The following is a 24,749-nucleotide window of genomic DNA, read 5'->3' on the forward strand; positions in this document are numbered from 1 at the left end:
TCCCGTCATCCAGCCCCGCAACGGCCAAAATTGACTATTTTTCCTGCTTCAGCGCCTTTTTTGGCTGGTCACTTGCCAAAAAACCCACACAATTGCACTGCGTGGGTTGGCCTGGTCTCTGTCAGCTATCGAGACAGCTATTGTTGGGATCCGGTCTGCTGGTTTTGCTGAGCATTCTCGCTGTTGCCAGTCATGTTCTGCGCGACCTTCTTAAAGTTGTTTGTCACGGATTCCACGCTCTGCTGCACCGCATTGGTCGTATTCTCTAGCATTCCGTTTTGATCTTGATTCTGGTTTTGGTTGTTTTCAGCCATGTTGGGCACCTCCCAATAGAAAAGTCTAGCGTTATTGTGACGTGGATACCGGAAAATTATACGCCGCTTGGGGCTGTTTAACTGTGCTGGTGCCATCGAAAAAAACCTGGCCTCGGGCCGGGGCAGAGTTGGCCGGCACGCCGGAGCTCTTATTTCACCCTTTTCAAGCCCTCGTGTTCCACGTAGTAAGTAAACTTTCGCAAATTGAATTTTTGGCTCGTGTACATCGCCAACAACGTTTTTTTCTGCGTTAACAAGCGCTTGTCTAGCCGTCTGCCCGCGGGATCAAACACGTACAAATTTTTAGCGACCAGCGTGTGCACCAGCTTAGACAAAACTTTGTGCTGGTTATGACCATACTCGCCATTTAAATTATGAGTGACCACCTTTGCCACTGTTTTGCGGGAAATGGCCTGTTTTAAATCCACTGTCAGCCGCGCACAGTCAAAACCGCCATGCCGCCGGTCTCGATATTTCCAAATTTCAAACAGGGCGCCCGCCTTAGCCATGGCCTTGGCGAATTCTTTCCTTCGCACCGGATTGTAACCGTTAGTGACGCATATGACCTTCCAGCCTTTGCTTTGCAGCAGCTGTGTGCCGCCGAATATACTCTCGTCATCCGGATGGGCGACTATCATTAGCTTCGTGTACATAAGCCCTCCTTCACCCACGTGGGCTGCGCCCAGGCTGCTCATCTGCGCCGCCGGTCTCTGGCCATCAATCGATGGTCCCTTGCTATCATATTACGCTCAATTCGCCAATGATTGGGCAAACCCCTATTGCGCCCGCTTAGCCGATGATTGGGCAAACCCTACTGTGCCCGCTTATACGAAGCCGCCAAAAGGCGCAGCGAACACAAATATAGAGCGCAAACAGCATACACGAGCAAAAAACCAACATTGAGACCATACGCAGGCACGAGATGCAAGTAAGCCAGATAAAACACAAGCAGCGTGCTCACACTGTAGGAAAAGCCGCGGATTACATGTGGAAACAAATCTTTACCATGCTCATAGTGCAGCAGCAAAATTAATGGAAAAAGCGTGGATGGAAACGAACTGAAAATGCCGGCCCACTTGCTCCCGACGACAGCGGCAATGCTGGTGATAAACAAAAGAATCAAACCTACGATGATACCTCGCATTACGAGCTCCAGTATGCTACTGACAGATTTGCTCAGGTGCGGCTGAGTGTTCACCAGTTTATTGACAATGAACAAATTAAGCACAAACACAGCCGCGAACGCAGCTGTCGAATGTAGGACATTCATCTCCAACGAAAATAAAATGGCGCCGGCGCCGGCAAATACGGCTATACTGGCTGCCGTGGGATAGCCAATCGCAAGGACCCTGCTGCCGCGAGCAGCGCCCCTGGCAGTAATTAGATAAGTTAAACAGCATATGAGAGAAGCCGCGAGTCCTGCGATGCCCCATGGCATCCCGGCCACGGCAAAGCCGACACCCTGCTCATACGAGATAAAATAAATCGACAGCCCGGTGCCGAGCGGTAATCCCGCAATAATTCCGCCTACCTGCGGACTTGTCCTCTTTGATATCTCCGCCAGGCCTACGATAATGAACACGGAGATGATAAGCTTAATAATCAATGTTCCGCCCAGCGCCCAGTCACCTGCCTTATTAGAATAAATTAAGCGTACCGCGCGCACAAAAAAACCTCAAGAGAATGTTGCCTCGGGAACAAACGATACCCTGTCTTGCATGACAAATAACCCCCGCCAATTTTCAGCGAATCGAGCAAGCACAAAAATGAATATTGCCGCAGCACAAAGACATGCCCCTTCCTAACAGGTACCGGTATTTTTTATCTACGGTGATCGCAAGTAACGAGGACAAGCCGATTTTTCTGCAATTGTCAGGAAACGAAGAAGCAAAAGCATTTTTACGCACCGACATCCAAGCGAATATAAACATGATAACCACACAAATGAGTAGTTGATTGCGCCTTATTAGTTGACATATCAACCGTTGTTCGTTATATTTTCTTTATAGTCGACTTGTAAATTAATGGTGAGGGAGTGTGCAGATGCCGGAAGAAATGCAAAGCATCGCCAAGTGGATTTCAGTGCTGCATCGGCAATTTCAAATTTATCTGAACCGGGAGCTCAGGGAGTATGATATTAATTCGTCTGAATATGTCTTTCTGGTCAACCTTTATGAAAAAGACAGTGTTTCGCAAGAGACGCTGTCCTCTAACCTATTCGTTAATAAAGCCGCTACAACACGCGCTATCAGTCGGCTAGAAGACCTCGGTTACGTTCAAAGAACACGCGATCCATTAGACGGCAGAGCTTATCTGGTCAGGTTGACGACCAAAGGATTAGAGATGCGAAATTTTATTAAAAGCAAGCTGGGAAATTGGACCCAAACGATATCAGCCGGATTCACAAGAGAAGAAACAGACGACATGATCAAAAAAATAAAACGAATGTCGGCGAACGCTTTGGCCAAAACCAAAGGTGATGAATAACGATACATGCGGTGGTTGGAGAAACTAAAAGGAGGCTTTCCATGGACAATTCAAATAAAGGCGGTAGTACCGTTGATCAATCGGATCCGTCTATACGGCCGTTCCGCATAGAGATCCCCCAAAATGAACTCGACGGTCTGCGAAATCGCCTAGCCGGTACCCGCTGGCCCGATGAGTTGCCCGACGCAGGCTGGCGCTATGGTGTACCGAGGGAGCATTTGAAGGAGTTGACAGAGTATTGGCGAACCTCATATGATTGGCGCAAGTACGAAGCTCAGTTGAATCAATTTCCACAATTCACCACAACGATCGACGGTGCAAATGTACATTTCTTACACGTGCGTTCACCCGAAAAGAACGCAACGCCTCTTATCCTCACCCACGGCTGGCCGGGGTCTATTGTAGAATTCCTTGACGTGATCGGTCCGCTGACCGATCCACGTGCCAACGGGGGAAATTCGACCGACGCCTTCCACCTAGTGATCCCGTCCATCCCTGGGTACGGTTTTTCCGGCACCACCCGTGAGGCTGGCTGGAACGTACGCCGAATTGCCTTTGCATGGAGCGTGCTGATGAAACGGTTGGGTTATGTGGCGTACGGCGCGCAGGGTGGCGACTGGGGTTCGGCAATTTCTCGCGAGCTGGGCGGGGTGGACCCTGAGCACGTCATTGGTGTACACGTAAATTATCTTCCAACCATCCCTGCGGGTGATGTTGGCAACCTATCCGAGGAGGATAAGGCTAGACTGGCCAGGCTTGAGCTCTATCTAGCCGAACCCGCTGGCTACATGAAGATCCAGGCCTCTCGCCCACAGACTCTAGCCTACGGACTAACCGACTCACCCGTTGGACAACTGGCCTGGATCGCAGAAAAGTTCAACGAATGGATTGATCCAGCATGTCGGATCGAGATCGATCGGCTTCTCACCAATGTGATGATTTACTGGCTCACGGGCACTGCTGGATCATCAGCTCGGCTCTACTATGAGTCTGCCGCGTATAGGGGCCAACAAATGCCTTGCCCTGTGCCAGTAGGGGTGGCCGTCTTCCCACATGATCTTGTGCTACCGGTACGCCGCCTCGCGGAGCGCAAGTACAAAATCGTACACTGGACCGAGTTCGAACGTGGAGGACACTTCCCCGCAATTGAGGCACCGGATCTGATCGTCAGAGATCTGCGGACATTCTTCCGGAGGTTCCGCTGAGATGGTTGTAAGTATAACATTGAATAGGGTAGCAACAGTGTCGTAGTGTAACGTTTTATTCAAGTATCGGATAACGCTAGTTCAAAGGAAGAGCTTACAAGCCTCCTATAAGAGCAAACTAGAAATTAGATGCTGTGAGTGAACTATGGCAGGCGTATGAATTTGAAAAGCGGATCCAGGGCTTTAGCCCAAATACGTTGAAGGCATACGCATTGCAACTAGGATTCTTTTTAAGGAACTTGGAGATCTGGATATTTCAGAGATACGATTCAGTTCCGTCAACACTCGACTCCATTCCTCGGTCTCACCGCATGAGCATGTTGTACAAAACCGGCTTGCATCGATACGGAATCACTTTCATGTCATGACAGCCTTCACAGACTAATAATTTGAATCCCTTCTTAGGATTTCTGCAATTCTTGAACCTTTCTACTTCTTTCACTACTACCGCTCGTATGTTCTTCCCATGCTTCTTCACGAATGCTTCCCAATGTTGGTGCTCATCAAAAAATATTTGTCGTAAGATATTCGTCTCCATACTCTTATTTACCAAAAAAAGGTAAACCCTAAGGCTCCCCAAAACTTATACCTTCTATTATGACAAAAAAAACCTAGCGGACATTCTGCTAGGCACGAATTGCCGGTACAATAGCCGGATGGACGTTATATGGGAAGTTAGGAGGGCGCTCGCGTGAGCAGTCAGATGCACTTATGATAAACCAGCCCTCCGTCCGAGCATTCGCGGGGTATGCGCAGGCACCTTAACTACACTTCGGTTGTCAGCGCAGGATTCGAAGTGTTTGCCGGCTGGGCGGCTGGCACGTTGGTCTTCATTTTGCTGCGTTCCGCAAATCCTTTCACCAGCTTATCCAGATCGATGCCGCTTACGTCTTTCAACATCTCCGGCGCCGTTGCCATCAGTGATGTGACATAGTTGCTGACACGGGCTGCTCCTTCGCCGTGGCCGGTGTCGACGACAGTCAGCTTATCAATCGACCTGATCGGCTCCGCGACCTTGCCCGCTAGCTCAGGCAGCATCTTCACGATGATGTCTAACACTGCGGCCTCACCGAACTTCTCGAACGCCTCTGCCAGCTTCTGCTTCGCTTCCGCTTCCGCCAAACCGCGCAGGCGGATGACCTCCGCCTCGGCAGTACCCTTCGCACGCTCCGCGTCCGCCACCGCCAAGCCTTCAAGGCGCTTCTGCTCGGCCATGGCTTTGGCTTCCGCCTCGATGCGGTACTGCATCGCGTCCGCTTCGCGAAGCCGCTTCGCCTTATCGGCCTCCGCAGCTTGCTCGACAGCGTAACGGTCTGCGTCCGCCTTCTTTTTGACTTCGGCGTCATACTGCTTCTCGCGGCGAAGGATTTCCTTCGCCTCCAGATCAATTTCGCGCTCTTTGCGCACGAGCTCGACTTTCATTTGCTCCTCAACGACACTTTGCTTCGAGCGGGCCTCTTGGATATGATAGGACTGATCCGCTTCCGCTCTGGCCTGATCTTGTTCTTTCTTAAAGGAAGCTATTTTCAGCTCCTTATCCTTGTCAGCTTCAGCGATGTTTGTGTCCCGCAGCAGCTCCGCTTTCTGCCCTTCTTCCTCCGCTTGTGCTTTCTGGATACGGGCATCCCGCAGCGCTTGTGCCTCCGCTATATCCGCATCGCGCTTCACCGCGGCAATCCGGGGCTTGCCGAGCGCATCCAGATATCCATGCTTGTCGCGCAAATCCTTGATCGTGAACGATACGATCTGGAGCCCCATTTTCTTCAAATCCTTGGCTGCGACCCCTTGTACCTCCTGCGCGAACTTATCGCGGTTGCGGTACACCTCCTCCACCGTCATCGAACCGAGGATAGCGCGCAGATGACCCTCTAATACTTCTTGAGCCTCTCCTTGCAACGCCTCGGTCGGTTTACCCATGAACTGTTCGGCTGCGGTCGCAATATCTTCCACCGAACCACCGATCTTAATAATCGCCACGCCATCGGCCATGACAGGCACCCCTTGCTCCGTGTACACCTCCGGTGTGGAAACGTCGAGCTTATGAGAGAGTAGAGATAAAAACTGCGATTGTTGAAAAATCGGAAGGATGAACGCTCCTCCTCCGCGCACGATTTTGATTCTGCGTCCCGATTCATCCGTCATGACATTGCGTGCACCCAAGAATGACCCGGTGACAATCATTGCTTCGTCGGGACTGACCGTTTTGTACCTCGCCCAAAAAGCCAACCCCAATACAATAATGACACCCACCACAATAGCGGGAACTACTAACGCTTCCGGCATTTGCCATGCCTCCTTTTTTTGTATGATGTTGAAGGTGCGGCTGCTGCTACACCTCTGTATCTAAGCAGGTGACGAAAAGCGTTCCGTCAATCACTTCGACGGTGACCACTTTCGTGCCCGCCCCGATATCCACTTTGTCATAACTCGCTGCGATGTGGTTGGTGTTTCCCGCGCCAACGCGCATTACTACCTCTCCATAGCCTTCCGCCGGTATGGGAACAGACACTTCAGCGGCCCTTCCTACCAAATCCTGCATCGAATAAGCCACCGAATTCTCGCTGTTTTGCATGGGTTTCACACAGAATAAATAGACCAGTATGGAAGCTGCAACGGCACATGTGATAGCTGTGATGAGAATTGCCGCGCTCCCCCACCAGGTGTAACGGGTGAGCAGAATCCCCGCGCCGCCGCATGCCGTAAGGCCGCTGAGCACAACCGTCGGCTGCAAGGCGTGCAAATGATCGCCCCACAAAAAATCCAGCGGACCATCCAGTGCGCTGCTTAGCAAATCGCCGAACAGAACACTGACGATGGCGAACAGCACTCCAGTAATAAGCAATGCCCAATACAGTGTGAGCATCATTGGCGACCTCCTCAATCAAAGAAACGTAACTGTACGTAACCTATACGCTCTAAAAAGAGCAAAAGTTTCTAATTATTTCCGTTTTTAAGGATAATTTTTCCTCGAACCGCCGATGCATGTCATCCGATCCAAGACCAGAAAGCACTTTATCTTCTGGATGAGTTTGTACTACTATGGTTTTACATGAGGCTTGTGCAACCTTCGCAGCGGTCAAAAAACACTAGCTTGATAAGGGGGGCTGGTATTATGCGGACAAATAACCTGCAAGTCGCAAAAAGTGTTTTCGAAGACCTGCATTTAAAGCTGGTGCTCGCAGGCTTTGGTCAAGTATCACAAGGCTGGGGAAGAACGGAGTTCGTGCCAACCTATAATAGGCTGTATTATGTTGTGGAAGGAAAGTGCAGCATCAAAGCCGCCGGAAGGGAATTTGTGGCTTCAGGAGGACATCTGGTTGTGATTCCCGCTGGATTTCCACTCTCTTACCGCTCAATTCGCGGTGAGAAACTGGTCAAGTTCTGGTGTCATTTTTCGGCCAAAATCGGTCATATGCAAATGTTCCAAATGCTCGAATTCCCACCTTACATCGAGGTTCTAGAAAGTGAAGGGAATGATTTACGGGACTTATTCGACCGGCTGCTCAGCGCCAAGCAGGAAGCTGAAGATATCACAGCCCTATTGAAAATACACAATTGCTTATCCGATCTCATTATCTATCTGATAGAGCGCGCCCGCCCAGTGAGATTGAACCCGGTGGTGACCGCCGCTCAGCGCTATCGAATTCACAGTTACATTGAAGAACATCTCGCCGGGCCTCTATCCCTGGAACAATTGGCGGCGGCGTTTCATTACAGTCCTAACTATTTTATCCGGTACTTCAAGTCCATTTTCCATGTTTCTCCCCACCGGTACATCACTCAAATGAGGCTGGAAAAAGGGCAATGGCTGCTTGAAAATTCAAAATGGTCCGTGGGAAAAATCGCGGACATCATCGGTATGAAGCCGATTCCCTTTGCAAAAATGTTTAAACAGGCCACCGCGCTCACACCGACCGATTACCGCAGATTGCACGCCGGAGCACAAGCCGAACGGACAGATACTATGGCATTACGGGATACGCCGGCCGCGAACCGGTGGCAAGGTGCACCCTGCGAACACACCCAACCAAGCGGATAGACGACATCACCAGGATCCATAGACGACAGGCGCAGCCGCTGACGCACAAAAAACATCCCGCACCACTGTGACATATCGCGGGATTTGCCAGCTCACCGGTAGCTTCGCTGGTAGCCGCTCTGACCGCGGTATGTGCTGCTTATTGGCACGGGAAGTTCTCTTTTTATTAACGAAAAATCAAGGCATCCAGTTTGGCCCAACATCCGCCCCTGTCAATGGCCGGTTCAGCAGCGCGCGGATCGCCGAGCCATCGCCGCCCGGATCCAGCCAAACGCCGCGGGAGCGCAACTTCTGATCATGGTCCGTTTGGAAATGGCGGCGGCCTGCGTTGATGTCCATCTGCCCCGGCGCTAACTCGTGTATTCCATTGTCCAATTTGCGCATCTTGCTGTTAAGTATCTGAAAACCTTGCGTACCCTGATTCGTATGCAGGGCGACCTGTCCGCCTATCACAGCATTGCCTTTGTAGTGATTTGGCTGGAACTCAAATACGTCAAGCGGCGGCATGCGGTCCTGCGGCGGAGCGTATACGGAATTCGTTACAGAGGGCACACTCCCAGGCGCTTTGTAGCTCAGATTATATTGGATCTTGTTATTTTCCGGGAGCAGGACGAGTTGCTTCCTAGGCCAATGGTTTTTGTACCAATAACCGATATGAATGTCCTCGCTGCCGTTGTTCACGAATGTGTTGAATGCGAATAACCCGTTCTTCACTTGCCCGTAGGTCGGCACAAGTCCATATGGGGTATTGGGACGAAAGATGGGCTCATAGCTGGGTGTCAAGTATCCGGGCTTACCATCAGCATCAACATAATATTCCCCTGATGTCAGCGTTAGCCCGATTCCGGTTGTGTCCGCGACGTAGTTTTGAATGACCGTGTGGTTTTGACCTGATACTCGGATCCCTGAGGTACCTTCTATTTTCTCCCCTAAAATAAAATTACCTTGGATCGTGTTATTGTTACCGCTGCGGCCGACTATCCCTCCTCTCGAACCGCGGAAAGTGTTATACCGGACGAGGTTATGGTTCGATTTGAGCGATATGATTTCGGCGCCCTCACCGTCAGCGTGCTCGAACAAATTGTATTCGATGGTCATGAACGCCCCGTCGCTCCCCAACTCCTCATTATCCCCGTACCCGACAACCTGGACAATTTCACGGCCATTCTCGTTGTGGAAAGGAATGTCCTTAAAATGATTGCGCGCCACTGTGTTATGCTTGGAGTCGCGGTGCTGGGCAAGAAGCGGGCCGCTGTGGTTTTTGCCTGCAAAATAATTGTTGTCTACCGTGTTATAATCCCCGTTAATGTAAACCCACTGGTATCTGGTGTTGGTGTTTGGCGGATTGTAGTTGTCAATGGCCGTGTTTGTTAGCCGGCCGTAGTCGGAATTCAGCGAGATGACGACACCTGTGTTCGTGGGCGTGCTCTGCTTGAAGTGCAGACCGTCCACGATCAGATGCGGGCTTTGCACGCTCAGCTTGGAATTGCCCTCCAAGATGACTTTGCCCGGCGTTTTAGCGCACAGCGTAACAGGTCGATCCGCTGTGGCCTCCGCCCGAAAGACAATCTCCGCATCTTTCCACACGCCATCCGCCATCTCAATTACTCCGCCCGGCTGTATCCTGCCCATCGCTGCCGCCAGCTCAGTCATGTTCGCGACTCGTTCAACTTGGGTGGCCCTGCCTCGTGGCTTGCTGCCGTAGGCACGGGTCTCGGCCCTGGCGGATTCGGAGAATACGGACGTTTCCAACTCGTGCGGCCGCTGTGCCGCTGCGTGGCCAGAACCAGCGCTTAAGGGTACCGTGACAAGACTAGTGGCGATAGTAAGCGCTGCCATTTTGCGTTGACCTTTGCGTGACTCATTTTTTTGCATCTGTGGCTTCCTCCCTTTTTGGAATGGTGGTTGCGCGCTAATCGCGCGGTAAGGCGAAATGCCGCCACAAGGTGCAGCGCGATCGCCAGCACACTAAGAATAAACCGCCACCGCATGACAATTGTTATCCTGATCCTTGTCAAAAATTAACCATCCAGCGCTGTGCATGCCTGAACCAATCTACAATTGAGGTGTACCCCACTGCAAAATAAAAAAGGACAGGCTGTGTCCCTGTCCCTCCTGCTTGTCCCCGCATGATTACGGCATCGAAACCGTCGCTCTTGACTCCACCCGCACTTTGGATTCGGTCATAAATTTTTTGGATCTCCACCGCAATAAAACCAGCACTCCGCGGAGCAATTCATCTGCAATCATGGCCGCATAGACACCGTATAATCCCCACCCGAGGTGAATGCTTAAATAATACGAGAGTCCAGCAGCAACAATCCACATCGAGCCTAAACCGGTGTACATAAAAAAGCGCGTCTCCCCTACCGCTACAAGGGCGTTGCCTATCGCCATATTGAGCATCTTCGCCGGCTGCAAAAGCAGGTTCAGCCCCAGCATCGCGACTCCCATCGCCACAATCTCCGTATCGTCGGTGAACAGCATTATCGCCTCCCTGCCGAATAAACAGAGCAGCAATGCGTTCGCCTGAACAAACATCAGCCCTATCCACATTACACGGTAGGCACTTCGATAAGCGGCCGTCTCATCGCCCGAGCCGAATAGATGGGCAATTCGAATCTGTCCTGCCAATGCGATGGAATACCCGGTCAAAAAACAAAACGATTCCATTGTATTCAGGTATGTCCGAGCACTGAGTTCCCTCGCTCCGAGCATAGCTATAAAAGCAAAAATCAGCAGCTGAGTAAAGCACCACGATGACATGCTGATGCCGAGCGGCCAGCTTAGTTTCAACGTCTCCTTGAACAACGGCCGATTGAATAATCGGATGTCGCTCCACTCAATGCGCTGCCGGAAGGAATAACGATAAACGAACAGCAAGGCGACAACCGCCAACACACGGCTGATCGTAGTAGACCACGCGATTCCAGCCAGGCCCCATTGAGGTACGCCGAACGCGCCGTAGATCACTATATAGTTCAGCGCCACATGGACAAGGTTCATGCCAATGGCAATATACATGGGACTGCGCGTGTTGCCTGTGTTGCGTATCACGGTACTCAAAGCCGTCATCGCCGCCATAAACACCATCCCCAGGCCGACTATGGAGATATAAGTTTGCCCGAGCGGCTGCAGCTCCGGAGGCAGCTGCAGCCAGCCGGCGATGGCGCCTGCGCCGAAGTACAGCCCAAAACTGAGCGCCAGCCCAATCCCTATGCAGAGCTTCGAGCCGATAATACTGATCAACCGCGCATCTTCTTCTTTGCCGGCGCCTAAACGCTGGGCAACCAGGATCCCTGTTCCGCTGGCAACCGCCATAAACAAAATATTGACGGCAGCAAACAGCTGCGTTGAAATACCGATCACTGCGACTGAATCATCCGAGATACGGCTCACCATCAATGTGTCTGCCGTGCCAAGCAAAAACTGTAAAAACATTTCCAGAAAAATCGGCCATGCCAGCATCCACAGCGACATCTTCCGGTCATTCCTCTGCATGCAAAAACGCCTCCCGCTCCCCGCTGGTGCCTTATCGATCTCAGTTCTTTCGAGCTGGTCATTCCACAGTATAACCGCTATACTGGGATGGATGTGTTCATTATTTGAACCAAAACTTTCACTATTCCAACTTCGGATAGCCGAGGTGATAACACTTGTCCATACTGCAGTTTAACGCTCCCCCGCTGCCCCACTTTATCGCCGGCGGGTTCGCGGTATTTGAACCGGGACAACAACACTTAAACCGGAAAAACATCGGCGTGTTCGATCTGCTGATCGTAACGCACGGCTGCTTGTACATCGGTGAGGAAGACCGGCGGTACGAGGTTTCGGCAGGTCATGCGTTAATTCTTCGTCCTGACCGTCATCACTATCCGGCTGAGGCATGCGCTGTTGAAACGGGACACTATTGGCTGCATTTTAACACGCTGGGTAAATGGGGGCAGGCGGATGAGAGCGCTGCCCGCCCGGAGCCGGTGTCAACCACAAATACTTTAACAATGGAAACCTTTACATTATTGATCCCCCAATTTGTGAGGTTTCTACAGCCGTCCAGCTGCTACGAAAAGCTTCATCAGCTGCTGCAAGTGAGACAAACCTCATACAGCAACGAAGTACGCTGGAGACAGCAGCTGATCTTTCAAGAGATCCTCGAGCTGCTTAGCGCTTCGCTCGACGTGCATGCCACCGCACCCGGCGTTAGGGTGGCTGACCAGGCGGCATCCTATCTAAGAATGCATTACAAAGAAGACATTAGTGCGAAAATGCTTGGGGAGAGCTTAAATTTTCATCCCGTGTACATTGCCCGATGCATGCAAAAGGAGTTCGGATGTTCACCGTTTGAGTACTTGATGCAGTATCGTCTGGAGCAAGCCAAGCTTCTGCTTCTCCAGACAGATTTGCCCGTGGCCCGTATCGCCGAGCAGGTCGGCTTTCAGCAGCCCTCCTATTTCAGCTCTAGCTTCACCAAATATGAGAAAATTTCGCCCAGGGACTACAGGAAACGGTTCCGATTCATGCTGGAATAGCTATGAGTCATAGGGGGCATCGAACTCGATAATATTATTATCCGGGTCCAGGATGTAAATCTGGGTGAAGCCCACGACGCTATTCGGTCGTGCCTCATAGGGCACTCCAGACTTTTCTAGATACTGGACCGTTTCGCTGTGACTTTTCACCCAGATGGCGAAGTGGCCGTCAATCGTATCTATGCCGCTTTCGCGCAAGGCTTCGCCATTCGGATTCTCCAGCAGATGAAGATGCTGGCTGCCTATGGCGTACCACGTGCCTTTGGATTTTAACGGCGGACGTTCAATCTGCTGCAATTGCAGCACTTCCTCGTAAAATTTCCTCGCCGTTGCCAAATCCCTCACCGCGAGACTGACATGATGCAGATGCTGAAACTCGATCATCGTTGACATCCCCTCTCGGAAATTCGTTACTTGCAAATTATACATAATGACGAGCCGTTATGGGAAAATGTTTTGGCTGCCTCGGGTTACCGGAAGTAACGAGCACAACCGATGGCTCGGGCCAGGGCTCGGTGTTTCGTTAACAGGGCGATACGCCAAAAGTACAACGCCTTGCAGCGCCGGGTAATGATTTATCTACACAGTCCCGAAAGCGCTCCACAGCAAAAAAAACCCGACCCTCGTCGGGGGGATACCTAAATCATTCACACATAGACCGCCGCTTTTAATAGACATACACGGTCGCTCTAGCCTCCAAGTTGTTGTAGGTAGCCGTTAGTACGGTTTGGCCGTATTTCAACCCGGTGATATTCCCGGCGGCATCCACTGATACGATGTCCCCATTGTCCACCTTAAACTGGGTGTATTTCGTGACATCTCGTTTTTGGCCTCCGTAAGTTGCTGTCACCACGGTGTCCAACTGCCCGCCTACAATTACACTGTACTCTTCCGAATCCAACCGTAAGCCGGCTGCAGGTGACGGTGAGCCGGGCGATAGCTTGATCAGCTGAGCGGAGCTCTGCTGATACGCACCCTGGGGCGAGTAGGTCGTTTTCCTTCCATACACGGCTACTCCGCCGTCCGGAGTCGGAAAGGCTTGCTCCATCATAGTCTCTGTCTGGGCGTTGCCATCGTCCATGACACGCGACCACAACTCTCTGCCGGCGCTGTCTGTTTGAATGACAACATTTTCATACATTTGTCTATAATTAAGTTTGCGGGTAAGAGCGTATCCACCGAGCAGGTACCCGCCGTCCCGGGTCACACGAAGCGAGGCAATGTATTCATCCCGCTCGGTGCCATAGGTCTTGGACCATTGTGACCGGCCGGTGGCGTCGGTTTTGATGAGCACAAACTGTCCGTCCTTGTTACCTGCTATAGCGTAACCTCCATCCGGTGTTTGCGCAGCATGTCCGGCGCCCGTCAGAGCATTACCCTTACCTGATGCCAGATAACTCCGCGTCCACGTGATATTGCCCATCTCGTCCAATTTCCACAGATGTAATCCGTTAGAGTTGCCGCTTCCCAAAACATATCCTCCGTCCGCTGTTTGTTCAACGGACTCGAGGTTGTAAAAGTCGTCCGAAGCCTTGCGCCATGCCACTTGGCCGCTTTGATCTAACTTGACCACGCTGTCATACCCTATGAAAATAAATCCTCCGTCGCGCGTCTGCCGGATCTGTGTCATATATTTGATGACATTGCCTTTGAGCGTGGAGGTCCATTGCACCGTCCCGACCGCATCCGTTTTCCGCACGGTGAATGTTGGATCGACTTTGGTACCGCCGCCTTCGCCTGTAATGTAGCCTCCATCTTGGGTTGCCGCAATGGTATGGCCGTGCATCGGCTTCGCCCATTCAACCTTTCCACCGGCGTCAGTTTTGACGAAGGAATCGGGATGGGTAAACTGCGGCTCTCCGATCATAATATACCCTCCGTCCTCCGTACTTTGCGCCTCACCCGGCACGTGGTCGTACGTCTTTTCCCACTCCACATGCGGCACAGCAACGGCTGCTGCGGCGGATCCCGCGCTCCACCCTGTGGTTAAGGCAAAGGTCAGTGCACCCGCCAGCCACCGCTTTTTCCATAGTTGTTTGTTCATCGGCTCCTCCTTATGTTATTAGAACTTGGGCCTGACTACTGCCTATTTACAGTATTCGCTGTAAGAAGCTGGTTAAAGAACGTCGTGCGAAAAAAATGACAAATAATGTGAGACGAGTTGCAGGATTACCCCAACAGCTCCTGTCCTTTTGTCTCTTTACCAAGCACAAACACAGCTAGTGCACCGATCAGTATCGCAACGAAAAACATGATAAAAATGCCCTGTATCCCCACTCCGGCCGTAACCAGAGTGCCCACAAGGAACGGTGCGACCACACCGCCCACACGCCCGAACGAGGCCGCTAAGCCAACTCCCGTGGACCGCACGGCGGTGGGATATAGCTCCGGAGTATAGGCGTATAAACCTCCCCACGCTCCAAGATTAAAGAAGGATAAGCAAATACCTGCCGCAATCAGCATCCCCTCGGAGTTCGCACTGCCGAACCAAAGCGCGCTGACCGCCGTCAGAACGAGGTAAGTGATGATGACAAATTTGCGGCCGAACCGCTCGATAAAATATGCGGCCGTGAAATAACCGGGCAGCTGCGCCAGCGTCATAATCAACACGTATTGGAAACCTTTGACCAAATCGAACCCTTTTAACACCATCACCGTCGGAAGCCATAAAAACATACCGTAATAAGAGAACACAACGGTAAACCATAGCACCCACAGCATAATAGTGGAACTGCGGTATTTTGCAGCCCACACGGCAAGAAACCGTTCCCTATAGCTGATCGCACGGGCGGCCCGGTTGCTGCTGAATCGTGGAGGATCAGAGATAGTGCGCCGCAAGTAGAATGCATACAACGCGGGCAGCGCGCCGATAACAAAAGCCGCCTGCCAGCCGTAACGCGGGATGACGAAGTAAGCAATTAATGCGGCTGCCAGCCATCCGCCTGCCCAAAAGCTCTCCAACAGCACCACGGCTCTTCCCCGATCTTTCACCGGCATGCTTTCGGATACGAGTGTTGAGGCAACCGGAAGTTCGCCGCCCAATCCGACGCCCGCCACAAAACGCAGCACGCACAGCACGACAAAGCTGGTCGCTAGCGCAGATAAACCGCTTGCCACAGAGAAAACGAGAAGCGTCCAAACGAGCACCGGCGCACGGCCGAATCGGTCGGCCATATACCCGGCGATGGCTGCACCAAAGACCATCCCTATCGAATTGATGCTTGTGAATATTCCCACTTGCTGAGGTGACAACTGCCATTCAACCGCGAGCGACGCCACGATGAATGAAATAATGCCGACATCCATGGCATCGAACAACCAGCTTAAGCCGGCACTGACAAGCAATTTCCGGTGTTTCGGATTCTGCAGCAACTCCAACTGTTTCAAACGCTCAACTCCCTAACAGATCAGCTTTATATGTATAATGACCGCAACCACAGGCCGTAGTATGACGAATCGCACAACGAGACAAGCCCGCTTGATCGCGATGAAAAGGGTCTACACCGGTAGCGATAAATTCGTTTGGTGAATTGCAGAGGGGTTGAATATTCGTGCGGAAGTTATATGCTCGTGTTCTCTATGTTATTTTTTATTGTCCATTCTGTCGAACCGTCTTTCGAACCGTGCGTTGATGCCTTTCACTTCATCACGCAACCCGTCCATCTTAGAAGCGATCTGCTGCAGTAATCCTTCGTTAGTCATGTCCGCTCACTCTCCCTATCTCGATCATACCATACTCGTAATTTACAACAAGCCCATTTGTGCTTTGGATTCAAACTGGCCACCCTGGAACATCAGATTCGCGTTTGCTCCGATCATTCCTTCACCTTTGTACATATACATCGCCGTATGGAGCTCACTCCCTTTATCGCCGGTGTCTGCACATCTTAGGTGTTTTTTATTTCGTGGTTCTTTTAGCACGTTGAGTATTCAGATCGTACGCCCCTACTCACTCCTCTATTTCAAATTTTGTCGAAACATAATACAATGAGTAAAATCATATCCCACCTGTTCCACAAAATGTTGGTGAACACTACGGAATGTTTCCCGGGTTGGGATATTTAATATTCCATTGTCCGGCAGAGTATAAATAGGTCTTCACACTCAGGCCATCCCGGCCGAGTCTGTGGAGCCCTCCTGCGTATGGCTGCCGTTAGCTGTGGATGTTTTTGATTGCATTTCCCCTGCTTGACGGAATTACGCCTCAGCATCCACCTCATAGCCGAATTACTTTTGCGTACCTGTAAAAGTGATAAAAAATGATGTATCCTGGCTAATCTCAATCCTCCAGTCCCGTTATATAATTCAATTGTAAGCGCTTTTAAACAACGCCGCGGGAGGTTTCTCCATGATAAAACAATTAATAGCCACAGCGCCGCGCCAAGCGGCTATTCTGGATGCGGACAGCCGTGCAGTTGAGCCCGATGAAGTCAGAGTTCGCGTTGAATTTGCTTCATCAAAACACGGCTCGGAACTTGCCGCCTTCCGCAACGAAAGCCCGCACATCGACGAGTATTACGATGAGGAGTGGCATGCCTTTCTCCCGCGCACTGGAACCCCCTCTGGGCATGGCAGCTATGGGCAATGGAATTTGGGCAACCAATGGGTAGGACGGAGCACTGAGGTTGGCGGCGAGGTGTTGGATTACGCTGTCGGTGACAAAGTTTGCGGGTACGCTCATAGAGGGCATCACGGCAGGCTCGGTGAAAGGGTGACTTCAGATTGCAAAACCAGCGATTTGCTGCTGTCGGGCTGCACGATGCCGTTACTGCTCCGGCGTCTACGTGCTTTGCCGCCACATGTTGCGCACCGCACCAGTCAAATCCTGCTTTGCATTTGGCTCTGCCCAAATATCCCAAAACTGCACCGAGCCCGAGCTGGGTTTGTACTCAGGTTCATCGATTTTTATTCTGCTTGGCAATAGACAGGCATCGCCCACAATTACCGCTTCGCCAACGCCTAGCGTGGGCAATATTTCTTGGATACCGCCGAGATTTTCCGGCAATAAATTGGACACCGCCAATTTGTCGGACTGATTTGACAGCCGCAGCGCCACTACGTTGTTGCATTGGCTCAGCACCGTAGTACTCAGCTCCGACGGCCGCTGGCTGATTATTAATAGGTTCACGCCGTACTTTCTGCCTTCTTTGGCAATACGTTCAAAGTGTGCCAAAGCACGCAATTCAGCCGCGCCGGCGCTGTGACGATTCGGAAGGTACAAATGTGCTTCATCACATACTAGTGAGATAGGGTATCTGTTTTCGGCGTGTGACCATTGTTGAACCTGTAAAACTAATTTCGCTACCAAACTGATAATAATCGGAAGTATATCGGACGGAACTTCGCTAAAATCAACGATTTTCACACCCGCCCGCGGTGGACGATTATAATGCATCAATTGATCTACCAGCTTATGCAAATAATCAGCTTGGAGCTGTTCGCCCCCGAGATGAAACAAAAATCCATGCCTGCGGTCACTTCTTTTGGCAGATAACCGCGGCAAAAAGCGGCTAAACCGTCCGTTAAAGGGGCCGTTATTTTCTTTTCCGGTGCTGCGATTCAATACTTTCTCGCGGTTCAAGTAATCCAATTCGGCAGCAACATGCTCCATATCATAGGGGACAGGACTATCTATCGTGAAGGTGCGCAGCTCCTCCAGCATCTCTGCTTCTTGCAGCGCTTTTCTTTTCGCGTTAATCACTGCACAACTGAAAGCCATAGCTTGGTTAGGGGCATTGTCGTCTGATCTATCCAGCACCAGAGCGAGCATGTCTTCATAGCCCAGCAACCAATATGGCAAAAAGATTACATCATCTCCAGGGCTCTCTAAATCGCTCGGGCCGGCTATACGGTAGCGTACGATATTTGGATGATCAGTCAATGGTGCGTATTCGCCATGCAAATCGAAGATCAGCATGTTTGACGAATCAAGGCCCGCCACTTGCTCTATGATCTTGGCTGCTGTCCATGATTTGCCGGACCCGGTGGATCCAACGACCATCGCATGCCGTTGAAAAAAGACGTTGCCGTCAATGATCGCCTTGGCGTCAGGAGCGATAGTATAGGACCCTAGGCATAGCGGATTGCTCAAGCCAACACTTTCTTCTGCAACCAACCCGGTGAAAGCCGTGAGATAGGGCCCTGCCAGCAAAAAACACTTGGCACCAATCTCCGGCAGCAGTTCTACCGCTCTGGTGAACGACGTCTTCTCCCGTCCTCCGCCGGGGCCTTTCAATGTCCCGAGGGCATTCACGCAGACATCGTTGTTTACGATATATTCGTACTGCTCTTCTGCGTCCTCTTCCAATTTCTGTTGTTCCGGCTCCAGCCAAACAACCCGCTCGATCCGCCCAACTAACCTGGTGTTTGGATCAGAAGTATGGAGCAGCACGTATCCGTTGACATGAACTTTGCGCAGCAGCATATCGTCAGGCACCGCGATGTGCACACGGTAGCTGTCTACTCTATTTACGACGCCCACGCAGCAGTCGTCAGCCATGTTAAACAGAAGCTGCATACTCACTGTCATCCCCCCATGCCTGCCGCAGCAGTCCCTTCAAAGTCCAATGGTTTGGTTCCTCCACAATATCGACATTCATGATGTCGCTGAACACTTGACTTTTTTTACCTAATTCTTGTATAGCAACATAGTTGCGAATTTCTCCGGCTGCCACCATATTGAAGAATGCCGGGCTCAGTGTCCTGGTGATGATCAGTATCGGCACAGCAGCATTTCTCAGCGCAGCAAGAAAATTGCCCTGTATATGAATATCGTTAAACCCGAATCCCACGAACACGAGACCGCTCGCCCTGTCAATCGCTCGTTTCATCTCCGCGAGGATATTTGAATACGGTTCAAAATGTGTTTCCAGGTACTTGCCCATTCCCGGAGTCACTATCACAGGGGTGATACCTGCCCGGCTCAAATTATGCAGCTGATGCATTGGTACGCTGCTCACCTTCTTTATGGCACCGTCCGGCATTCTGAACCAGGAAAGAGATCCGTGCGGCTTGTAGATCCTGAGATGTTGAATCGTTTCAGTGCTATGCAGCTTGCCTGTTTTGATACTTCGGCTCATTCGTTCAGTCAACTCTGTCGAACTCAATGGCTCGGCGATAGCGCCTGTGTTGAATCCGTCCCATATTTGCCAGCCGTGGGCTGCCGCCGACCATTCTATCAGATGATCATAGTTTGTTGTGATGATATGAACGACTTTATTATTTGACTAAGTAGTGAAAAAGTCTTCCGAATCCAATAGGATCTTCACCGGCAGCGTATCGCATGAGCAGCTCACACTCGTCTGCAGAGATGCAGCGCCAAGTATGCTGCACAATCTCATTGGTGATCATTGTGCTTATCCTGTCTCCGGACTCTTGCAGCGCTTGTTCTAATCCCTTGTTTTCATTGACCAGGCGGTGAACAATCTCTTGCCATGCATCTGCTTCAGCCGGGGCAAAATGCGTGAGAGACACACTTTTTACGAGATAGTCAGCTAACGCACCCATGCCCGAAATCCCTGCCCCAGCAGAGGAACCGCTTCCAACTATGTATACCGGATTCGATTTAATGGTCTCTTCGATAAAGCGCGCATATTGTTTCATAGGCTCCCTCCTCTTACCACAAATAACACCTAATAGATTGCTGCCAGGTGTAGATAGGTGCGCTACGCCCTTAGCATGTTTGGTATTAACCAGTGTTTACAATTATCAGGCCTGGTAAACGCTCAGGTGTGCTTGGTTGATGTTCCGCCTCATCCGGTCAGCCAAACGTAGATCGGCCACAGCTGCAGCGGCTTGGACCTCCGGTCCAAGCGTTTCCTCCTCAACCAGTGGTATGATAAAACAAAAGAAACAATGTGAATTTGCAGTGGTTTCTGTTGCAGCTAGTCCACGTGTGCGTGTTGTACGTCTGCTGTCATCGCGTGTACCGTGACTCCAACTTACGCCCCATCAGCCAGATAAGAGCCAACAGCACAACGATGGTAACGATTTTCCAAGGCTGTTCCAGCAGGTTACCAAGATCATGTCCAGCAATCGACACCAATAAAATCATGACCGCTTTCCCCATCGCAGTGGCGATCAGAAATACCCTGGTAGGCAGCTTTGATATACCCGCGACTATATTGATAAATGCGGATGGTGTAAACGGAAAACATGCCAGTATAAAAATGGGAGTAAAACCGTGCGTCTCTACCCAGTGAATGAATTTGTTCGACTTAGGATATCTGCTCTCAATGAAGCCGCGGAAGCGGCCTCCGAATTTGCGCACAAGCAGGAATACGCACGTAGCGCCTCCAACAACTCCAAACCATGAATAAACTGCGCCTTCCCATAAGCCATAAGCATTGACATTCGCCACGATAATTGCAATTAACGGTAAAATGGGGAGGAACGATTCGAGAAACGCCCCGAAAATTCCCGGCAAAGGCCCTAGGCCCTCATACTGATGCAATATATATTCGATATCTTCCCAGGAGAGTCCGGAAAGCTGATCTATCAAGTTCATCTGTGACTCACCCTTCTAATGGTCTGCAATCTCCGGCCTCGGCCGCTATCGAGTGAAACTCATCCTTATTCGGTAACGATAACACAAAATCGTCGCCCGTTCCATTCTTCGATGGTATGATCGCGGTTTAACTTCCGGTGTCTTCCTGCTGCCCGGGCAGTATAGCTATTGCCCGTATAGGTGATCCATCTCCGGCGTGAATTTTCAGAGGCAATCCGTAAAACATAAAAGCCGTGCCAAGTGGCAGCAGCTCCAAATTGACCAAGTTGGTATAGGTGACGATTCCTTGACCGAGCAAAATTCTCTCCAGATCCTCGTGGATATTGCCGCCGACAAAACCCGGGTTGCGGCTGATGATGTCAGCCGCTAAGCCCGGTCCAACATCCCCTACGAACAACAGCCCTGTATTGCTCGGCCAATCGCAGTGCAGAGTGACCGCTTGCGCCTTACCAAAAAATCTCTCTAGCGGCATATCATCCAGCGTCGCCTGACCTTTGTGCATATGAGAGAAGGCATCCACATGCGTTCCGGTATGGGATCCCAAACTCAACTGTCTGAGCTCCCAGCTATGCGTCTCGTGTGTATGTACAATGTCAAATGTCACTTGCGGATCACCATCATACACAGGCATACCTGTGTATAGCGGCATGGATAGGTCGATCACTTTCATAGAACTGCCCTCCCGGTGCGGCTATCTTATTGTACTAAGATTAACATACCGGCATGGTAGTGTTCACCTCGTGCACCGATCAATGCACGTGCAGGCCGCCCCAACGATGTAAGACAGCCTGCTGGAACGGTGATTTTTTTGCATGCCAAACAAAGAAATCCCCTCGGGGCGACAGTGACCAGTCCGTAACACCATGGACGCTGAATCACTGTGTACCGCAAGGGGATCAGATAGGCATTGTGGCGACCAAGCCACATGTGAGATTACTTCAGCAAGCGAATAAACTCCCGCATGAATCCTGGCAAATCCGGCCATGCCTTGCCGGAAACAAGGTTTTTGTGAGTGTGCAGATTTTGGTCGATATACGTGGCGCCGCACGCCAGCACATCCGGCTTACAAGCAGGATAAGCCGTATACTCCCGGCCTTTCATCACATCTGGAATCACTTCAAGCATCAGTGCCGCATGACAGATTGCTCCAACCGGTTTGTTCTTTTCAAAAAAATGACGCAGAATCGCCGGCACAGCTTCATTCATGCGAATGTATTCGGGTGCCCGACCTCCCGGTATGATTAACCCATCGAATTGCTCAGGATCAATATCAGCTAAAGCTGCATGGGAATCAAGATTGTAGGCCGGTCTTTCCACGTATGTTTCCAAGCCTTCGATAAAGTCGTGGCTAACGGTGTAAAGCTTCTTCACCGCCGGGGATGCGATCGTGACATCAAACCCTTCTTCTAAGCAGCGGTAATAAGGATAAAACACCTCAAGAGCCTCTACGGCGTCTCCCGTCAAAATCAACACTTTTTTGCTCATACAAACATAGCCTCCCATTCCAACCATTTAAGGATAATATGCCCAACATCATTGTTAGCATACACCAGTTCTGAATCTTGCCGCAAGTTTCCCCCAAGGAAAGGCGTAGTCGAAGGACAACAGGTTGATATTCCTGTACCACCGTGAACCGTTATGAGCAATGGGGTGGATTCGGGGCAGTGCGTGCGTTTGCCGCAGCTAAGCAAGCCCCGGACGCGGGCATAATCGGACTCGCAGCAGTGCAAGCGAACATTTGGGCACATCAGTCGATGGGAATGTGGATCGAATTCGGGCCTACGTGTGCCGGAGTCAGCGGTGCGCGCCAAACCAGCCGCTTCGAGTATTCATCCGCGCCGACATCGTTGGCTGAGCGCTTTTGCCCATCCATATCTTCTGTCACGTATGGGTAAGAACCAACGGCAGCATCTATTGCCGGACTGTTAGCAGAGATCTTGTGCAGGCCGTTCACTTCTACCAACAGAGGATCAACATTGCGGATTTCAGCTTCCGTCCGCGGCACGTTACCGACCGTTGAGCCATAACCAATGTTGCCCTCGAAGGCTGTATTCACCTGTTTCACCTCATTGTAGAGGGTACCTGAGGAATTCTTGACGATGTTGTTAGCCACAACGCTATCTACCGGCGCGAATTTGTAGCTTCTGCCGAGAACAATGCCCGTCGTACTGTTGACTACGGTGTTATTTGTCACCTGGGCGCGGTAAATCCTCCAATGTGCCGTCAAGTTGGCATTCGTATACTCTTTGCCCTCCGGACCTGCGTCAAAATCCCCTCCGTCGATGCTGATCGCATCTGCAGTCAGGTTGGCCAGATAGTTGTTATACACCTTCTGGTCGTTGCCGTACAGACGGAATCCGCCTACGCCGGGCTTAACGCCGTCGCCGATGAAGAAATTGCCGTAGTAGCTATTATTATGGCCGTGCCGTGCTGTCACTTGGCCCGCATTATTGATGAAGGTATTATATCGGATCGTGTTGTGCCCGCTTTTTACTGAAATAACCTCGGGGTCTGCGTTGCAGTTGACGAAGAGGTTATGCTGCACCGTAATGAAGCCGTCGGACATGGACAGCCCGGACAGGCCGACACGGATCGTTTCACCGCCGTTAGCCGTTTGATGAGCGGAATCATGGAAATAATTGTATTCGATCGTGTCATATTGCGACACCTGGGAGCCGTGGCCCTCAATCGAAATCATTTGTCCCAGATCGCGCCGGGGACCGAACTCATTATGATCGATCCTGTTGTGATGACTGTTCTGGCCCTTGATCTGCAGCCACTTCAACGTTTTGCCGTTTTCTTTTAACGCAAAGGTGCTGCGGGTTACCCGAACATTGTTGGAGGCATCCAACACAACGGAGGTGTTGTCTGTATTGGTAAACTTGAGGCCGTCCAGGATGATATGGGAGGAGCCTTTTACTTCAAAGTAGGCGCCGCCGGTGATCTCCGCCTTGCCGCGGTGAAGTGCCCGGATCAGGATGGGCTTCTCTTTTGTGCCATTTTTGCTCTGAACCACGAACGGCCCCGAATTGGTATAACTGCCGTCGGCCAGGATGATGAGAGTGCCTGCGGAGACTTTAGCTATCGCCGCGGTTAATTGCTCCGAGTTGGACACGTATACGATAGCGAAGCTGCCGACATACGGCAGATCGCCATAGAGGCCGGTACCATTAGAGTTGTCCCAATATACATTTCCAGTGACACTCGCTGCAGCAGCATCCGCCTCTGCTTTCTCCGCGGCCATTACTACCGTCGGCATCAGTGATGCTGTGAGACTCATACAAAGTGTAAGACCCAACATTTTTTTCCGGATCATTTAACGTACTCCTCCTCATTGTTCTTCGACTTTTTTCCCGCAATCCACAAAAACCACGAAACCATTCCGCCATTGCTCCATGCCACGTGAACTCTCTAGCTGCCTTTAGCCGTTTGTTAGTAAACGCTAACCACCCCCTTTCCGAGCCTGGCAAATCACATGGGGCACAACCGAGCGGGAAAACCAACTTGTCCACAACATATTACAGAGAGGATACCGGGAGAAATATGTAAGCGTTTGCCAGTGTGCAAAAGTTAAGACAACATGATATGCAATTTTATGGCGATGTGCAGTTGTTTAACTATTTTTACCATATATGTAAAATTATTCGGTGGTGCGATCCTTTTTCCTTC

At 51.1% G+C, this 24,749-nt stretch carries 21 protein-coding genes and 1 pseudogene; 4 read left to right on the forward strand and 18 right to left on the reverse strand.

Annotated elements, in window-relative coordinates:
* Positions 1-137: 137 nt before the first annotated feature.
* From CBW46_RS21190 to CBW46_RS04575, 3 genes are all read right to left on the reverse strand, one after another.
* Positions 138-314 carry a hypothetical protein gene (locus CBW46_RS21190; RefSeq protein ID WP_165842193.1) on the reverse strand — a complete coding sequence of 59 codons (177 nt, stop codon included), beginning with the start codon at positions 312-314 and terminating at the stop codon, positions 138-140.
* A 149-nt stretch (positions 315-463) separates the two neighbouring features.
* Entirely contained in the window at positions 464-967 is a 504-nt protein-coding gene (locus tag CBW46_RS04570; protein WP_165842194.1) for a PIG-L family deacetylase, read from the reverse strand.
* Positions 968-1,125: 158 nt separating this feature from the next.
* Positions 1,126-1,980 (reverse strand): hypothetical protein, encoded by an 855-nt coding sequence (locus tag CBW46_RS04575; protein ID WP_089198841.1) that lies wholly within the window; start codon positions 1,978-1,980, stop codon positions 1,126-1,128.
* Between the two features lie 377 nt (positions 1,981-2,357).
* Here CBW46_RS04575 and CBW46_RS04580 point away from each other — a divergent pair, with 377 nt between their 5' ends.
* Complete coding sequence (locus tag CBW46_RS04580; protein WP_089198842.1) at positions 2,358-2,801, forward strand: MarR family winged helix-turn-helix transcriptional regulator; 444 nt, start codon at positions 2,358-2,360, stop codon at positions 2,799-2,801.
* Positions 2,802-2,842: 41 nt separating this feature from the next.
* On the forward strand, positions 2,843-4,006 hold the full coding sequence (locus tag CBW46_RS04585) for an epoxide hydrolase family protein (RefSeq protein WP_089198843.1): 1,164 nt from the start codon (positions 2,843-2,845) through the stop codon (positions 4,004-4,006).
* A gap of 273 nt (positions 4,007-4,279) precedes the next feature.
* Here the strand turns inward: CBW46_RS04585 and CBW46_RS04595 are convergent.
* The 3 genes and pseudogenes from CBW46_RS04595 to CBW46_RS04605 form a co-directional block, all read right to left on the reverse strand.
* Positions 4,280-4,544, reverse strand: a pseudogene (locus tag CBW46_RS04595) (transposase zinc-binding domain-containing protein); the annotation flags it as partial.
* Between the two features lie 227 nt (positions 4,545-4,771).
* Entirely contained in the window at positions 4,772-6,289 is a 1,518-nt protein-coding gene (locus CBW46_RS04600) for a flotillin family protein (protein WP_089198844.1), read from the reverse strand.
* A 46-nt stretch (positions 6,290-6,335) separates the two neighbouring features.
* Positions 6,336-6,872: an NfeD family membrane protein gene (locus tag CBW46_RS04605; protein ID WP_341538167.1), complete on the reverse strand. Its 537-nt coding sequence runs from the start codon at positions 6,870-6,872 to the stop codon at positions 6,336-6,338.
* Between the two features lie 246 nt (positions 6,873-7,118).
* On the opposite strand from CBW46_RS04605, the gene CBW46_RS04610 reads away from it, so the two are divergent.
* The gene (locus CBW46_RS04610; protein WP_165842195.1) at positions 7,119-8,045 is read left to right on the forward strand and encodes an AraC family transcriptional regulator; all 927 of its coding nucleotides are present in this window, start codon (positions 7,119-7,121) and stop codon (positions 8,043-8,045) included.
* A gap of 177 nt (positions 8,046-8,222) precedes the next feature.
* Here CBW46_RS04610 and CBW46_RS04615 read toward each other — a convergent pair whose 3' ends face one another.
* Complete coding sequence (locus CBW46_RS04615; RefSeq protein ID WP_089198846.1) at positions 8,223-9,920, reverse strand: polysaccharide lyase 6 family protein; 1,698 nt, start codon at positions 9,918-9,920, stop codon at positions 8,223-8,225.
* A 258-nt stretch (positions 9,921-10,178) separates the two neighbouring features.
* Positions 10,179-11,546: an MATE family efflux transporter gene (locus CBW46_RS04620; RefSeq protein WP_089198847.1), complete on the reverse strand. Its 1,368-nt coding sequence runs from the start codon at positions 11,544-11,546 to the stop codon at positions 10,179-10,181.
* 155 nt (positions 11,547-11,701) lie between these two features.
* Here CBW46_RS04620 and CBW46_RS04625 point away from each other — a divergent pair, with 155 nt between their 5' ends.
* Positions 11,702-12,574: a helix-turn-helix transcriptional regulator gene (locus tag CBW46_RS04625; RefSeq protein ID WP_089198848.1), complete on the forward strand. Its 873-nt coding sequence runs from the start codon at positions 11,702-11,704 to the stop codon at positions 12,572-12,574.
* On the opposite strand, the gene CBW46_RS04630 is transcribed toward CBW46_RS04625, so the two are convergent.
* From CBW46_RS04630 to CBW46_RS04685, 10 genes are all read right to left on the reverse strand, one after another.
* Complete coding sequence (locus CBW46_RS04630) at positions 12,575-12,958, reverse strand: VOC family protein (RefSeq protein ID WP_089198849.1); 384 nt, start codon at positions 12,956-12,958, stop codon at positions 12,575-12,577.
* A gap of 283 nt (positions 12,959-13,241) precedes the next feature.
* Positions 13,242-14,618 carry an Ig-like domain-containing protein gene (locus CBW46_RS04635; RefSeq protein WP_089198850.1) on the reverse strand — a complete coding sequence of 459 codons (1,377 nt, stop codon included), beginning with the start codon at positions 14,616-14,618 and terminating at the stop codon, positions 13,242-13,244.
* 125 nt (positions 14,619-14,743) lie between these two features.
* Positions 14,744-15,961 carry an MFS transporter gene (locus CBW46_RS04640; RefSeq protein ID WP_089198851.1) on the reverse strand — a complete coding sequence of 406 codons (1,218 nt, stop codon included), beginning with the start codon at positions 15,959-15,961 and terminating at the stop codon, positions 14,744-14,746.
* Positions 15,962-17,354: 1,393 nt separating this feature from the next.
* Positions 17,355-19,091 (reverse strand): ATP-binding protein, encoded by a 1,737-nt coding sequence (locus CBW46_RS04655; RefSeq protein ID WP_424446070.1) that lies wholly within the window; start codon positions 19,089-19,091, stop codon positions 17,355-17,357.
* A complete protein-coding gene (locus CBW46_RS04660; protein WP_089198855.1) occupies positions 19,075-19,779 on the reverse strand; it encodes an SIR2 family protein in 705 nt (234 codons plus the stop codon). The genes CBW46_RS04655 and CBW46_RS04660 overlap by 17 nt, the downstream gene beginning before the upstream one ends.
* Before the next feature lie 13 nt (positions 19,780-19,792).
* Positions 19,793-20,176, reverse strand: a complete 384-nt coding sequence (locus CBW46_RS04665) for a hypothetical protein (protein ID WP_089198856.1) — start codon at positions 20,174-20,176, stop codon at positions 19,793-19,795.
* Positions 20,177-20,489: 313 nt separating this feature from the next.
* Positions 20,490-21,080 carry a TVP38/TMEM64 family protein gene (locus CBW46_RS04670; protein ID WP_089198857.1) on the reverse strand — a complete coding sequence of 197 codons (591 nt, stop codon included), beginning with the start codon at positions 21,078-21,080 and terminating at the stop codon, positions 20,490-20,492.
* A gap of 127 nt (positions 21,081-21,207) precedes the next feature.
* On the reverse strand, positions 21,208-21,750 hold the full coding sequence (locus tag CBW46_RS04675; protein WP_089198858.1) for a cyclase family protein: 543 nt from the start codon (positions 21,748-21,750) through the stop codon (positions 21,208-21,210).
* Between the two features lie 263 nt (positions 21,751-22,013).
* Complete coding sequence (locus CBW46_RS04680) at positions 22,014-22,565, reverse strand: DJ-1/PfpI family protein (protein ID WP_089198859.1); 552 nt, start codon at positions 22,563-22,565, stop codon at positions 22,014-22,016.
* A gap of 262 nt (positions 22,566-22,827) precedes the next feature.
* Positions 22,828-24,396 (reverse strand): polysaccharide lyase 6 family protein, encoded by a 1,569-nt coding sequence (locus CBW46_RS04685; RefSeq protein ID WP_089198860.1) that lies wholly within the window; start codon positions 24,394-24,396, stop codon positions 22,828-22,830.
* Positions 24,397-24,749: the final 353 nt, after the last annotated feature.

This window comes from Paenibacillus xerothermodurans (genome assembly GCF_002220865.2).
Lineage (GTDB): Bacteria > Bacillota > Bacilli > Paenibacillales > NBRC-103111 > Paenibacillus_S > Paenibacillus_S xerothermodurans.